The 13,962-nt window shown below is 66.1% G+C and carries 7 protein-coding genes; 2 read left to right on the top strand and 5 right to left on the bottom strand.

Annotated features, from left to right (window positions below):
* The first annotated feature begins 184 nt into the window (after positions 1 to 184).
* Together O5K39_RS05760 and galU are read left to right on the top strand one after the other, a co-directional pair.
* Positions 185 to 517: a hypothetical protein gene (locus O5K39_RS05760; protein ID WP_271146326.1), complete on the top strand. Its 333-nt coding sequence runs from the start codon at positions 185 to 187 to the stop codon at positions 515 to 517.
* 83 nt (positions 518 to 600) lie between these two features.
* Positions 601 to 1,485, top strand: coding sequence for a UTP--glucose-1-phosphate uridylyltransferase GalU (gene galU, locus O5K39_RS05755; protein WP_271146325.1), 885 nt, complete (start codon positions 601 to 603; stop codon positions 1,483 to 1,485).
* Between the two features lie 82 nt (positions 1,486 to 1,567).
* On the opposite strand, the gene O5K39_RS05750 is transcribed toward galU, so the two are convergent.
* The 5 genes from O5K39_RS05750 to O5K39_RS05730 form a co-directional block, all read right to left on the bottom strand.
* Entirely contained in the window at positions 1,568 to 6,085 is a 4,518-nt protein-coding gene (locus O5K39_RS05750; protein WP_271146324.1) for a calcium-binding protein, read from the bottom strand.
* 118 nt (positions 6,086 to 6,203) lie between these two features.
* Positions 6,204 to 6,965, bottom strand: coding sequence for a tetratricopeptide repeat protein (locus tag O5K39_RS05745; protein WP_271146323.1), 762 nt, complete (start codon positions 6,963 to 6,965; stop codon positions 6,204 to 6,206).
* Positions 6,962 to 8,191 carry a glycosyltransferase gene (locus tag O5K39_RS05740; protein ID WP_271146322.1) on the bottom strand — a complete coding sequence of 410 codons (1,230 nt, stop codon included), beginning with the start codon at positions 8,189 to 8,191 and terminating at the stop codon, positions 6,962 to 6,964. The genes O5K39_RS05745 and O5K39_RS05740 overlap by 4 nt, the downstream gene beginning before the upstream one ends.
* The gene (locus tag O5K39_RS05735; RefSeq protein WP_271146321.1) at positions 8,188 to 9,582 is read right to left on the bottom strand and encodes a glycosyltransferase family 1 protein; all 1,395 of its coding nucleotides are present in this window, start codon (positions 9,580 to 9,582) and stop codon (positions 8,188 to 8,190) included. The genes O5K39_RS05740 and O5K39_RS05735 overlap by 4 nt, the downstream gene beginning before the upstream one ends.
* 137 nt (positions 9,583 to 9,719) lie before the next feature.
* Positions 9,720 to 13,823, bottom strand: coding sequence for a M10 family metallopeptidase C-terminal domain-containing protein (locus O5K39_RS05730; RefSeq protein WP_271146320.1), 4,104 nt, complete (start codon positions 13,821 to 13,823; stop codon positions 9,720 to 9,722).
* Between the last annotated feature and the right edge of the window lie 139 nt (positions 13,824 to 13,962).

Below are 13,962 nucleotides of genomic sequence, written 5' to 3'. Positions count from 1 at the left end.
TTTGGGGTGCATCGAGATAGTCTGTGGAATTGCACAGGTCTGGAAACGGGCGCTTGTCGCTTCCTTCCTGTCGGAGGATAGTCATCGCGGGCTCTGGAGCATTGAAATGACCGGTCGTCGTCTTGCCCTCATCGGGTCTGCCCTGATCATTTCGGCTGCGGCCTGTCGCGCCGAGGAGATTGCCATGACGTCCCCTGACCCTGCTGCCTCCGACGTGGCCTCGGATCGTGTCCTTGGGACTGAAGAGGTCTTCGGCCTGTATGGCCTGAGGCGCGCCGACGGCGAGGGTGCCTGCCGGATCGCCCTGAACCGCGTCCCGACCGACGGCGGCTTCGGTGTCGTGATCGGCCGGTGCGATCTTGAGGTGGTACGCGGCGCCAAGGCCTGGAAGACGGTTCAGGGCGGCTTCGAGCTGCTGCGTGAGACCGGCGGGCCCTTGCGCTTCCGCCAGACAGGGGTCGATGATTTCGAGACGATCGACGGTGCCTATCGCCTGAGCCGCGCACCCATGGCCTGATCGGCGGGGGAACCGGCGACGCGCTTGTATGTTTTCGCCGGTCCGGTCACACAGACCCATCTGACCCTATCGCAAGGCTCCCCATGCGTTCTCCTTCCACCCGGCTGCGCAAGGCCGTCCTGCCGGTCGCAGGCCTCGGCACCCGGGTTCTGCCGGGCACCAAGACCACGCCCAAGGAACTGCTCAACGTCGTCGATCGGCCGATCCTGAGCTATATCGTCGAAGAGGCGCGCGAGGCCGGGATCGAGCACATCGTCTTCGTCACCGGTCGCTCCAAGGGTGCAATCGAGGACTATTTCGACCACCAGATCGAGCTTGAGGCCCAGCTGCTGGCCAAGGGCAAGACCGACATTCTCGACAATATGAACGCCGAACTGGCGACGGCCGGCGAGATGAGCTTCACCCGCCAGATGCAGCCCCTGGGCCTGGGCCACGCGGTCTGGTGCGCGCGCGACATCATCGGCCATGAGCCGTTCGCGGTGCTGCTGCCCGACGTCATCGTCGACGCCGCGCCCGGGGCCCTGAAACAGCTAACCGCGGCGTACGACGAGCTGGGCGGCAATATCATCGGCGTCGAGGCCGTGCCCGCCGAGGACACTCACAAATACGGCATCGTCGATCCGCTCGAGCGCGACGGCCGCCGTATCGGCATGCGCGGCATGGTCGAGAAGCCGGCCCAGGGGACCGCCCCTTCGAACCTTTCGATCGCCGGCCGCTACATCCTGCAGCCCGAGATCTTCGACATCCTGCAGACCCAGCCGCGCGGCGCGGGCGGCGAGATCCAGCTGACCGACGCCATGGCTACCCTGATGAAGACCCAGGGCTTCACGGCTGTGGAGTACGAGGGCGTGACCCACGACTGTGGCGACAAGATCGGCCTGTTGCGCGCCAACGTCGCCCTGGCGTTGAAGCGGCCCGACCTGGGCATGGCGGCTCGGGCCGCGCTGACACCGTACTTCAACGGCTGATCGCGGGCTTAACGGCGTCAGGATACAGAAAGGCCCCGGACGTCGCCGTCCGGGGCCTTTGTCGTGATCGCTCAGGTCGCGCTTACAGGTACCAGTCCTGGCCGTGGTAGAAGCCGGTCCCGACGTTGGGGTCCAGGTCCAGCATGAACCGGCCGGTCTGCGGCGCGAACCCGTCGAGGATCGCGTCGTCCGCACCGAAGTCCAGACCCTCTACCGGCAGCACTTCCGGTGCCGGCACCTTGACCGTGCCCTCCAGCGCCGCGCCGCCGGCCGTCCACAGGATGTCGGAGGCGACGATGTTGGTGTTGGTGATCTGGATGACCAGGTCGTTTGAGCCGTTGTTGCCCAGGTCCACGAACAGGGTCGAGATGCCCCCGGTGTTGACGATGTTGAACACGTCCGACGCGCCCGTCCGCACGGAACGCAGGTCGATCTTGTCGGTGCCCGAGGTGAAGTCCTGAAGCACGTCCTGGCCCGACACCGGCGAGTCGCCGCCGTAGAAGACGAAGATGTCGGCACCCGCGCCCCCAATGAGGGTATCGGCACCGCCGAAACCGACGATCAGGTCGTTGCCGTTCCCGCCGACGATCGTGTCGGACCGCTGCGACCCGATCAGGAAGTCGGCACCGTCGGAGCCCTGCATGAAGACGCCGTGGTTGATCCCGACCAGATCGTGGCCGTTGATTGGACGCAGAGCACCCGAGGTCACGAACTGGCCGGCCGCGGTGTCGGCGAAGACGAAGGTCGAGCCGTCTGCCGAGCGAATGATGGTCGCCGCCGTCGTGTTCAGCGCCGTCAGGTCGATCGTGTCGGTGCCGGTTTCAAAGTCGTACAGGTTGTCGAGGCTGCCCTGAACGGAGTCGGCACGGGACTGATAGACGAACCGGTCCGCGCCCGCACCGCCCGAGATCGCGTCCGCACCCGTGCCCCCGATCAGGATGTCGTTGCCGCCATTGCCGACGATCGGGTCGGCCAGGCTGCCGCCGATCAGGGTCTCGGCAGCGTTCGAGCCCAGCAGGAAGATGACGTGGCTGTTGTTGTAGATGAAGTCCGTACCCTGGATCGCGCGGTAGGCGGCCGAGGTCAGGAATGAGCCGGCGTAGCTCTCGGCGAACACGAAGCTGGAGCCGTCCTCGCCGCGCACCACGCTGATCGACACCGTATTCAGCGCCGTCAGGTCGATCCGGTCGATGCCGGCCTCGAAGTCGTAAAGGTTGTCGAGGTTGCCCAGACCTGAATCCGACCCCGTCAGATAGACGAAGACGTCGGCCCCGGCCCCGCCCGAGATGGCGTCGCCGCCCGCCCCGCCGGTCAGGATGTCGTTGCCTGCAAATCCGACGATCGGGTCGGCGCGAAGGGTGCCGACCATCGTGTCATTGTCGGACGAGCCGATCATGAAGACGCCGAAGGTCCCATTGTAGAGGAAGTCCGAGCCGTGGAGGTTGGCACCGGCCGCGAACAGCTGGAACGCGCCGCCGGGGGTCTCGGCATAAACAACGGTACCGCCGCCGGCGAGCCGGGCCATCGACACCGAGGTCGGGTTGATGGCCGACAGATCGATGCGGTCGATGCCGCTCACGAAGTCGGTGATGACGTCCTGGTTGGAGGCCGTGGAGTCCGACGTCGCCGTATAGCGGAAGGTGTCCGCCCCGCCGCCGCCGGTCAGGGTGTCGCCGCCACCGCCGCCGATGATGGTTTCGCCGCCGCCCGTGCCGATCAGGCTGTCGGCACCGGCACCGCCGGTGATCGCCGAACCGGTGGAGGTGGTGATGATATCGCTGCTGTTCACGGCACCGCGCACCCGCACCGTGAAGGTGCCGCTGGCCGAGGTCGCGATCACGGTGTTGTAGACGCCGTCGGTGCCGAACGACACCGAGGTCGGGTTGAAGCCCGAGATGTCGATCTTGTCGACGCCGGTCTGGAAGTCGTCGATGATGTCGGACACGACCTGAAGCGTCGCCTGGCTTTCGGCCACGGTGTCGAACACGAAGGTGTCGACCCCGGCTTCGCCCAGCATGATGTCGGTGCCCAGACCGCCATAGATGGTGTCGTTGCCGGCATTGCCGGCGATCAGGTCGGCCCCGTCGCCGGTACGGATCACGTCGTCACCCGCTCCACCCTGGACCGTATTGGCGTTGGCGTCGCCCACGATGGTGTCGGCAAAGGCCGAGCCGATCACGCCCTCGATCGAGTCGAATGTGTCCCCGGCGGCGTCACCCGCTTCGGGTCCACCGACCAGGGAAACGCTGACGCCGACGGCCGATCCACCATAGACGGCGAAGTCGAAGCCCGTGCCACCGCGGATCGTATCGGCCCCCGCTCCGCCTTCCAGCAGGTCGTCGCCGCCGCCACCCTCGATCACGTCATTGCCGGCCAGACCCAGCAGGTAGTTGGCGTTGCCGTCACCGGTGATGGTGTCGGCGGAATTGGAACCCGCGACGTTCTCGATGCTGTTGTAGATGTCCCCGGCGGCATCGCCGTTTGCGCCGCCACCGGCCAGGGAGACCGACACGCCCAAGGCAGAGGTCACATAGCTGGCCAGGTCGGTCCCGCCGCCGCCGTTGAGGACGTCCGCGCCCGCACCGCCGATCAGGACATCGTCCGAACCGCCGCCGTTCAGGGTGTCGTTGCCGTCATCACCGTTCAGCTGGGTCGCACCGAGCGCGTTCAGGGTGTCGTTGCCGCCCAGACCCCGCAGGACGCTGCCCGCACCGGCCGCGCCGGTCAGGGTGTCGCCGGCGTTGGAGCCGTTGATCTGCTGGATGTTGGCATAGGTGTCGCCCTGGGCGTCGCCGGTATTGACGCCGCTGTTGGCCAGGGACGCCGTAATGCCCGCACCTGACGAGGCATAGCTGGCGATATTGAAGCCTGCGCCACCGTCCAGTTGATCGCTGCCGGCGCCGCCGTCCAGGGTATCGTCTCCGCCCGCGCCGATAAGGAAGTCGGCACCCAGCTCACCCCGCAGGGTATTGGCGGCGTCGTCGCCGGTGATGATGTCGGCGTGGGCCGATCCCAGGACGCCTTCGATCCCGAAATAGGTATCGCCCACCGCGACCACGCCGACATTGGTGGCGGGCACGGCGAGGTTGATGGTCACGCCGACCGTCGAATCCGAGTAAGTCGCCAGATCCAGGCCCGCTCCACCGATCAGGATGTCGGCCCCCAGGCCGCCGACCAGCAGGTCGTCGCCGCCCTCGCCTTGCAGGGTATCGTTGCCGTCGCGGCCCAGCAGGGAGTTGTCGAGATTGTCGCCGCCCAAGGTGTCGCCGAAGTGCGAGCCGATCAGGGCCTCGATATTGATATAGGTGTCGCCCGCCGCGTCACCGGTGTTGGCACCCGGATTTCCGAGGAATGCGCCGACCCCGGCCAGGGCGCTGGTATAGGCCGCCGCGTCGAAGCCGTTGCCGCCGTCCAGGGCGTCGCCGCGCGGACCGCCGTCCAGGGTGTCGTTGCCGTCGCGGCCGAACAGCTGGTCCACGCCGTTGACGAAATTATAGGCCACCTGATCGGGGTCGCCGATGATGTTGTTGTTGCCCGCGTCGCCGTACAGGACGTCATTGTAGGGCGAACCGGCCAGGTCGCGTCCGAACAGCTCGAAATAGGTGTCGCCGGCCGCATCGCCCGTGTTGACGGTCGGGTTTGCCATGTCGGCGGTCACGCCCGCGAGCGCGGTTTCGTAATCGATCAGGTACAGGCCGCCGGGCGTGCCGTGCAGGGCGTCCGCGCCGATGCCGCCGATCAGAACCGTATAGGCCGCGCCGCCGCCGAAGATGGTGTCGTTGCCGCCCTGCCCCTGGAGCTGGTTGATGAGCGGATCGTTGTTGCCATAGATGATGTCGTTGAACTCGGACCCGATGACGTCTTCGATACTGGTGAAGGTGTCCCCGGCCGCCCAGCCGGTGTTCTCGACCGCCGGGTTGCGCAACGAAATCGTCAGGCCCGTCGGCGACAGCAGATAGCTGACGGTATCCTCGCCCGCCTCGCCGTCCAGCCGGTCGAGCCCCATGCCGCCCAGCAGCAGATCGATGTCGTCACCACCGTACAGGAAGTCGATCTCGGCCGTGTCGTCCGCGAAGCCGTAGAGGTCGTCCATTCCGCCACCACCACGGATGACGTTGTTGGAGCCGTTTCCGGACAGGTAGTCGCGGAAGTTCGACCCGATCATGTTCTCGACCGAGATGTAAGTGTCGCCCAGGCCGTCGCCGTAGGGCAGGCCGCCGCCGGAGAGGTAGGCACCGACGCCGGCGGTGGCGTTGGCGAAGGTCACCGTGTCTGTCCCGGTTCCGCCGTCGAGAATGTCGATGCCGCCGCGTCCATCCAGGATATCGTCGCCGCCGAAGCCGTTCAGCGTATCGTTCCCGGCCGTCCCGACCAGGGTGTCGTTGCCCGGCCCGCCGTCGATGTCGCTCGGTCCCTCGACAGGACGGGCCGCCGTCGGCGTATCCGTGGGAATGGCCAGGACGGGCGACCCCGGGCCTGCGATCCCGCTGGACGCCGCGGCCCGCCGCGCGGCGGCCAGGGCCGGCAGATAGTCTTCGGTCTCGAGGGCGCTGGCGAAGCTGAAACGCAGGTTGCCGTGGCGGTTGGCGATGACAGTCATGGCGGGTACCCCTCGTCGATCCATCGAACTGGATGATCCGACCTCCCATGGCCGACCACCGGTTAACGACCCGTGTGCCGGCCCGTCACCCACCCATGGCTAGCAAGTTGAACGCGAATCATCCACCGCCGTTTTGTAAAGTGTTCGCGATCACGATGCCGCGTTCGCGCAGCAGAGCCAGGGTCGAGGGATTGTCGGGCTGAAGATCGACCAGCGCCCTGGCGAACCGTTCCGCCTCGCCGCGCTCGCCGGCCACCACTGCGGCGCTGGTCAGTTCGTACAGGATCGAAAAATCCTGCGGATACCGCCGGTGCGCATTGAGCAACACACGATAGGCGGCCCTGACGTCGTCCTTGGCCAGCAGCCGCCCTCGCATCAGCGACGCAGCCGCAGACCGGCGGATCGACGGCTCCAAGGCCATGGCCAGCACCAGGTCGCGCTCCGCTCCGGCGGCGTCAGCGATGAGTTCGCGCGCCAGGGCGCATTGCAACAGCACCTCGGCCGGCGACATGGACCAGGTCGAACGGACGTTCGGATCGACCGCCTCATCCTCGCCCATGGCTTCGAGAACGGAGTTCCAGCGCGACAGGGATTCAGGCCATTCCGCCTTGCGCACCGCGACCCGTGCCATGCCGATACGCGCGTCCAGGCGGTACTCGGGAATTTGCGCGGCGTCGTAGAAGGTCGCTTCCGCCTCGCCGTACTGACCCAGTTCGGCATGCATGTTGGCGATCGGCAACAGCACGGAACGGTTCTGGGGATTGATGGCCTCGACCCGTTTGAAGTTGGCCAGCGCCTCGGCCCAGGCTCCCCTGGCCATGGCCTTCCGCGCGGCGTCGCGGAAGGGGCGGGCGATGCGGCGGCGCAGGACCTGGCTCATGCCGCCTCTCCCTCAGCCTTAACGGTGCCCAGAGCGTGAACCCGGTCGGCCAGGCCGCTGTCGTCGAACACCCGATCCCAGAACAGGCCCTCGCGCTGGGTCCTTTGCCTGGCCGTCAGGCTCAGCGGCTTGCCGTAGACGACGTCCAGCATCGCCTGCTGGAATTCGCGCGGACTGGTCGCCACGATGACGCCGGCGTCGCCCTGGTGATCCTCGAACGAACGCATCGCGACCGATGTCGCAACCACCCATTTGCCCGAGCTCAGGGCCTCGGCGGTCTTCAGGTTGCTGCCGCCACCCGCGCCGATCGGCAGAAGTATTCCCTTGGCGTTCTCGCGAAGCCAGCTGAGCTCGGCGTCCGACGGATGGGGGAAGAAGTGGGTCCGGTCGCCGTAGGCCTCGGCATGCGGCATATAGAGTCCGGACTGGTAGATGCCGTCCGAGGCCCCGCCGCAGATCGCGAACATCTTTTCCGGCGGGAAGCCGTAGAGACCGCCGCTGAGGACGTATTTCTCGAACCCCTGGATATTCGGCGGATAGGCGCTGCCGACGAAATAGAGGTATTCATTGGGCTTGAAAGCGGCACCGTGAGGTGGGCGCTTGGCCTTGCCGGGACGCTCGCTGCCGTTGCGCACCACCAGCGGCTTGCAGGCGGGATTCAGGCCGCGATACGATTGGGCGTCGGCCGCCGACACGCAGAACAGCAGGTCGGCCTGCTCGGCCAGCTCGGTCTCGATGTCCAAGGCCATCGCCTCGACGCGATTGACCAGTTTGCGATCCACACCGACCCCTTCGAGGATGTCGCGCTTCAGCGGCGCCTCGAAATTATGCGACGAATAGATCAGGGCGGTACCGGTCAGAACGCCTTCCTCGCGCAGCTTGCGGACCAGGGGCCACATGAAGGGCTGCTCGATCTGGATGGCGTCGGGCTGGAAGGATTCGATCAAGGAACGGAAATGCCGATACGGCCCGCTCTGGCTTGCCGCAAAGGCTCCACTGCCCATGTCCTCGATAAACGGAACGTCCGAATAGATCCCGCCGATCGACGAATAGGGATAGTCCCGCTCGGTCACCTTTTCGGGGCTGTAGGTCGTCGCGGAATAGACCGAGGCGTATAGATACTGGATGCCCGCCCGCTCGTAACACAGGCCGATCTGGGTCGTGCGCCGCTGACCGCCGTGGACCGGCAGGCGGATGGGATAGGTGCCGAGGGACAGGACTTTCATCGGGCCGCCTCCACCCAGCGATTGAGGATGCCGTAGAACAGGTCGGCGGAGTCGTCCCAGGTCACAGGCTTGTATTCCGTCAGGGAACGCTTCTCGAGCTTGGCGATCATGGCGTCGTCGGTAAAGGCGGAGATCAGGGCGTCGGTCCATTTCCGCAGATCGACCGGATCGATATAGAGCGGCGCCGTGCCACCAACCTCGCGCAGCGATCCCGCTTCGCTGCTGAGACAGGCCTTGCCCAGGGCCATCGCCTCGACCAGCGACAGGCCATAGCCTTCGTACTTCGACGGGAAGACCACGAACCGGGCCCTGCGGTACAACTCCGTCAGATCCTCATCCGGGATCCCCGACAGGATCAGGACCCGGTCGGCGATCAGGGGATTGGTGCGGATTTCCTGGACCAGGTTGTCCGTGTTCCAGCCCACCCGACCGACGAAGACGCACATGGCGTCGTCCGGCATCGCGCCGGACCGGACGCCATACTCGAACGCATCGACGATGGTTCGGTGGCTCTTCCTGGGCTCGATCGTCGAGACGTAGAGGAGGTATTGCTTGCCGGCCAGGGCGGTCGGGAAACCCGGCTGGGTCCCGGCGGCGGCTTCCACGATGTCGCTGCCGAGAGGCCAGGCTTCCAGCGGCATGGCCGGCAGTCGCCATTCCGACAGATGACGCGCCACATCGGCCTTGGTCGTCTCGGAGATGCAGAAGGCGTAGTCGGCCGTCCAGAACAGTTCGCCGAAATACTTCTTCAGCAGGTCCACATAGAAGGGCACCACATACTGGGGGTACAGCAGCGGAATGATGTCGTAGATGATGGCCAGGTATTTGAAGCCGGTCTTCTTGCGGATCTTGCGCATCCCGCGGACGTTCTTGTGTTCCCAGTCCAGACCGCCGTTGATGATCCAGGTCTTGGCGTTCATCGGGACCGGGCCGGACACCACCTGGCTGACACTGACCAGGCTGCGGCGACCGTCGGCGTTGACGTTTACGAAGCGGTTCTCTTCGCGCAGTTGCAACAGATCGGCCAAGGGTAGATCGGCCAGTCGCGACCGCAGCGCCAGAACCGCCTCGGCTCCCGTCATGTCCGTCGGCATGTCATCGAGGACATTGCCGCGTTCCGAGATCGACCGATCAAGGCGCAGGCCACGCATGTCGTCCAGGGCGATCCAGCATTCGCCGGCAAGGACCCGCTCGGCGAAGGCCGGCTGGATCACATAGTAGCGCTGGGTCGCCTGGTGGAAGAAACAGTACCGGACCGGCGAGGCGCAGCGGCCCTGGGCACGGCGAGCGATCTCTCGCTCGACCCGCGTGATGCCGACCGGCGCGCCGCCCCATGAAATGGAGGTCGTGATGTCGAAATAGATCGTCGTCATCGCGGGAGCGGACACCATCGGTCGTCGGTCATGTGAAAGCGCGGGCGTAGCGACGGCAATCCCCCCGGCCGGCCCGCGCTTCATGCCTAACGATCAATGACCTTGCTGGCAATCACTGCCGACGACAGCCGACATCGGATCGCGTTGCCCAGAAGCTACAACAGCCAGTCGCTGGGCTGACCTAGGACCGGGTGGAAGGCCGGATCGATCAGGACGACGTCCGGATCGCTGGGCAGGGTCAGGGCCGACGATGTCCAGTAGGCCCCCTTCAGCGAGGCGGCATCCATTGGGTCCGTGTCGAAGGCGTCGAAGGCCATCGGCGAGGCATCTGCGCCCAGGTCGAGCTCGGTCGGCCAGACGAAGACATCCGCCTGGGGCAGGGTCTCGACCACGGACTTGGCGACCGGCTCCAGCGCGCCGGCCCCGGCCGTCCACAGGATGTCGCTGGCGGTGACCGTGGCCCCCGCGACCTGGATCAGCATGTCGTTGGTGCCGTTGCCGCCGATGTCCACGAAGATGAACGAGCTGCCGCCGGTGTAGGCGATGCTGAAGACGTCCGTGCTGCTGGCGCGAACCGACTTGAGGTCGATCTTGTCCGTACCGACCGTGAAGCCGAACAGGGTATCGGCGGCCGATACGCTGGAGTCCGACGCGGCGAAATACAGGAAGGTGTCGGCCCCCGCCTCGCCGAACAACACATCCGCACCGCCGCCGCCGACCAGGATGTCGTTCCCGGCCCCGCCATAGATCGGATCCGCCAGACTGGATCCGACCAGAACGTCGGCGTTGCCCGAGCCGATCATGTAGATACCGTGGGTGTTGCCGTACAGGATATCACGGCCGTTCACGGCCAGGTTGGCGGCCGTCGTCAGGAACGCCCCTGTCGGGGTCTCGGCGAAGACGAAGGTCGAGCCGTTGTCGGTGCGGATCAGGCTGATGGAGGTGGTGCCCAGCTCCCTCAGGTCGATGAAGTCCGTGCCGGTCAGGAAGTCGTAAAGGTTGTCGAAGCCGGTCGTCTGGTTGGAGTCCGAGGCGAGGCGATACTCGAAGATATCCGCGCCCGCCCCGCCCGAGATGGCATCGGCACCGCGGCCGCCGATCAGGATGTCGTTGCCCCCGTTACCGACCAGGGGATCGGCGAAGCCCGTCCCGACCATGGTCTCGCCGGCCTCGGAGCCGATCATGAAGACGCCGTGCGTGGTCGCGTAGTTCAAATCCGACCCGTTGATCTCGCGTCCGATGGCCGCAAGCTGGAAGGCCCCCGCCGGGGTCTCGGCGAACAACACGCTGGAGCCATTGATGCGGGCGATGCTGACCGAGGTGGTGTTCAGGGCGTTGAGATCGATCCGGTCGATACCGGTCTGGAAGTCCGCGAGATTGTCCTGGGCGGCGGCCGTGGAATCGCTGGTGGCTTCGTAGACGAAGTAGTCGACGCCGCCGCCGCCGATCAGGGTGTCGGCGCCGCCACGGCCGGTGATGTAGTTGACGCCCGAAGTGCCTGTGAGGGTTTCGCCGGCAGCCGTGCCAAACAGATTGGTCGGCGTGGAGCCCGGCGTCACCAGCAGGATATCGGACTGGCTCACCGCTCCCTGGACCCGCACCGAGAACAGCCCGGCCGCCGTCGTGCCGGTGACGATGTTGTAGATGCCCGAGGCGGTGATCGCCACGCTGGTCAGGTTCAGCGCGATCAGGTCGATCCTGTCGACGCCCGTCTGGAAATCGCTGATGACGTCGTCGGCGACGCCTGTGTCGATGTAGGAATCCGCTCGTGAGTTGAAGCGGAAGGTGTCGGCACCCGCGCCCCCGGTCAGCAGGTCGTTGCCCCCGCCGCCGATCACAGTGTCGTCGCCGGCTCCGCCGATCAACCAGTCAGTGCCCGCTCCGCCGGTCAAGGCGTCATTGCCGTCGCCGCCATCCAGGGTCGATCCGCCCGAGGTCGGCGTGACCACGGCATGGCCCGGCACGGACACGTGCAGCGCATAGGTCGATCCCGCCACCATGGCACCGCTGGTGAAGGTGTTGTTGGCGTTGGTCAGCCACAGGGCGACCTGGATGTAATAGGTACCGGCCGTGGTGAAGGTGTAGCTGAGCGCCGAGTTCGTCGACTCCTCGCCGACGTCGGCGGCGTCGTCGTTCTGGGCCAGTTCGGTGCCGCCCCCGTCGAACAGCCGCAGGGTCGAATCGAACGAGGCCCCGTCGATGTCGAACCGCACCGTCTGCCCGGCTCCCACGGTCACCGCATAGTATTCGACGCCCGCATGCGCCGTGGCGACGACCGTGGCGTGGGGAATGGTCGTGGGATTGGTCACGCCGTCGCGCGCCAGCAGGTCGAAGCCGCCGTCCAGCGACACGGCTGTCGCGATGGTGTTGTTGGCCTCACTGGCAGTCTTGACGATGTCGGGCGCGCCGCCGCTGGTGCCCGGCGCTCCGGCGGTCAGGACGTCGTTGCCGCCCAGGCCGAAGATCGTATCGATCCCGCCGCCGCCCTGAATGGTGTTGGCCACGCCGTCGCCGGTCAGGGTGTCGTTGAAGGTCGAGCCTGTCAGGTTCTCGATCGAGATCAGGGTATCGGCCCCTTCCGTGCCGCTGGAGGTATTGGTCGTCAGACTGACCACCACGCCACCGCTGGCTCCGGCGTAGGAAGCCGTGTCCGTTCCCGCGCCGCCGTCAATCGTATCGTTGCCCAACCCGCCGAAGATTGTGTCGTTGCCGTTGACGCCTGCCAGGGCGTCGTTGCCCAGACCGCCCTCAATGGTGTCGTTGCCGTCCCCACCCACGATGGCGTCGTTGCCGCCCAGTCCCCGCAGGGTGTCTGCGAACGCCGTGCCGACGATGGAGTTGGCGGTGATGTCGCCGACGGCCGTGATGCCACCGGTCGGTGCCGGTGCCGCGACCGTCTGGTCCGAGAAACGCAACGCCTCGACGTTCGAGATCGTGTCGGTGCCCTCCGGCCCCACGACCGTCGCGGTGGTGCCGTTCCAGGTGATCGTATAGGCCGAGCGCAGGCCGCTGAAGACTGCGGTGTCATTGCCCAGACCGCCGTCAATGACGTCGTTTCCTTCGCCACCGGTCAGCAGGTTGTCACCCGCGTTGCCGAAGATGGTGTCGGCCCCGGACCCGCCGATGGCGATCTCGATCGAAGCTCCCACGGCGATGGAAACATTGCCCGTCTGGCCGCCGACGTTGGAAAAACTGCCCTGGCGCAGGTCGATGATCTGGGTCTCGCCATAGCCCGAGAAGTCGAGCGTATCGGTCCCGCCCGCATCCCAGACGCAGAACACGACCCGGCTCGCGCCCGACGTCGCCGAATAGTAGGCCCGGCCGGAGTTGGAGTTGAAGCCATAGACGGTATCGCCCGTCCGCGTCGTCATGTTCGCGCCGTACAGCCGCTGGGCCGCTGCGATGTCGTCCATCAGCGGCGCGGACGCATAGGTGCTGGTTCCGAAAGACCCGCCCGTGTTCGATTCGCTGAAGTAGCTCATCACCGTGTATTGGCGAGAGTCCTCGTAATAGGTCGCGTCGTTGGCATAGGTGATCGATACCCCGTCCGAGGCGTTATAGTCGGCCGGGTGGTGCAGGCCGATGGCGTGGCCGATCTCGTGCGTCAGGGTGTGCTGGCCATAGTTGAGCCCGACGGGGTTTATATTGGCCGTGAGCGAGATATTGACCCAGACGTCGCCGGCGTTCGACGTGTTCCGGGTATCTCCGGGGCCATAGGCGAAGGCGGCGGAACCCGCCGAGCCCGCCCCATAGTTGCCGAACAGGATCGAGGCGCTGTCCGAGTAGCCCGTCCCGGTGTCCTGGCGCACGAAGGTGATGTTGGCCACGTCGGACCAGGCGGCCAGCGCCACCAGGGTCGCGGCGATCTGGGCCGCGTTGAACTGGCTGAAGATCGAGGTGTCGCTGGGCATGGTCGCCGGGTCCGTGGCGCGGAACGCATAGGTCACGGTCGCGGCGGTTCCGAGGGCACCAGAGCCCCAGTGCAGGTTGTTGCGCGTGATCTGGACCCCGGCGGCATCGGTGGTCAGAGACGGCCTCGACCCCACCAGTCCGCCGCGATCGTCGGCGTTCAGGAAGGACAGGGGATCGTCCGCCGTCGTGTCGAGAACGGTATGGAATCCCCCGCAGCAGGCACAGGTCTGATAGCTGGCGATGTCGCCGAACACCCGTGTCGAAGGTCCGTCAGACACGCCGCCGCTGCCGACAGGCGTTGCGAAATCGAGCGATGTTCCGCCCTCTGCCGTTGCGAAGCCGAACATCTGATTTCCTACTCTGAAACGCCCCGGAGGTCAGCTTATCAAGCGCACCGAGTTCGGCAAGGCGCAAAGGACGGCACAGCTTGACACAGAGGGTTAACGTCGCGGGAGCGGCCCGGACCCGATTGACCGTGACAGACAC

It is taken from the genome of Brevundimonas sp. NIBR10, assembly GCF_027912515.1.
Lineage (GTDB): Bacteria > Pseudomonadota > Alphaproteobacteria > Caulobacterales > Caulobacteraceae > Brevundimonas.
Note: the sequence above shows the minus strand (reverse complement) of the source record. Positions and strands in the feature narration are given on the sequence as shown.

Bases quoted from the DNA above. Each gene is read 5' to 3' on its own strand.
- O5K39_RS05730 (WP_271146320.1), bottom strand. From the start codon at position 13,823: ATGTTCGGCTTCGCAACGGCAGAGGGCGGAACATCGCTCGATTTCGCA.
- O5K39_RS05735 (WP_271146321.1), bottom strand. From the start codon at position 9,582: ATGGTGTCCGCTCCCGCGATGACGACGATCTATTTCGACATCACGACC.
- O5K39_RS05750 (WP_271146324.1), bottom strand. From the start codon at position 6,085: ATGACTGTCATCGCCAACCGCCACGGCAACCTGCGTTTCAGCTTCGCC.
- O5K39_RS05745 (WP_271146323.1), bottom strand. From the start codon at position 6,965: ATGAGCCAGGTCCTGCGCCGCCGCATCGCCCGCCCCTTCCGCGACGCC.
- O5K39_RS05740 (WP_271146322.1), bottom strand. From the start codon at position 8,191: ATGAAAGTCCTGTCCCTCGGCACCTATCCCATCCGCCTGCCGGTCCAC.
- O5K39_RS05760 (WP_271146326.1), top strand. From the start codon at position 185: ATGACGTCCCCTGACCCTGCTGCCTCCGACGTGGCCTCGGATCGTGTC.
- galU (WP_271146325.1), top strand. From the start codon at position 601: ATGCGTTCTCCTTCCACCCGGCTGCGCAAGGCCGTCCTGCCGGTCGCA.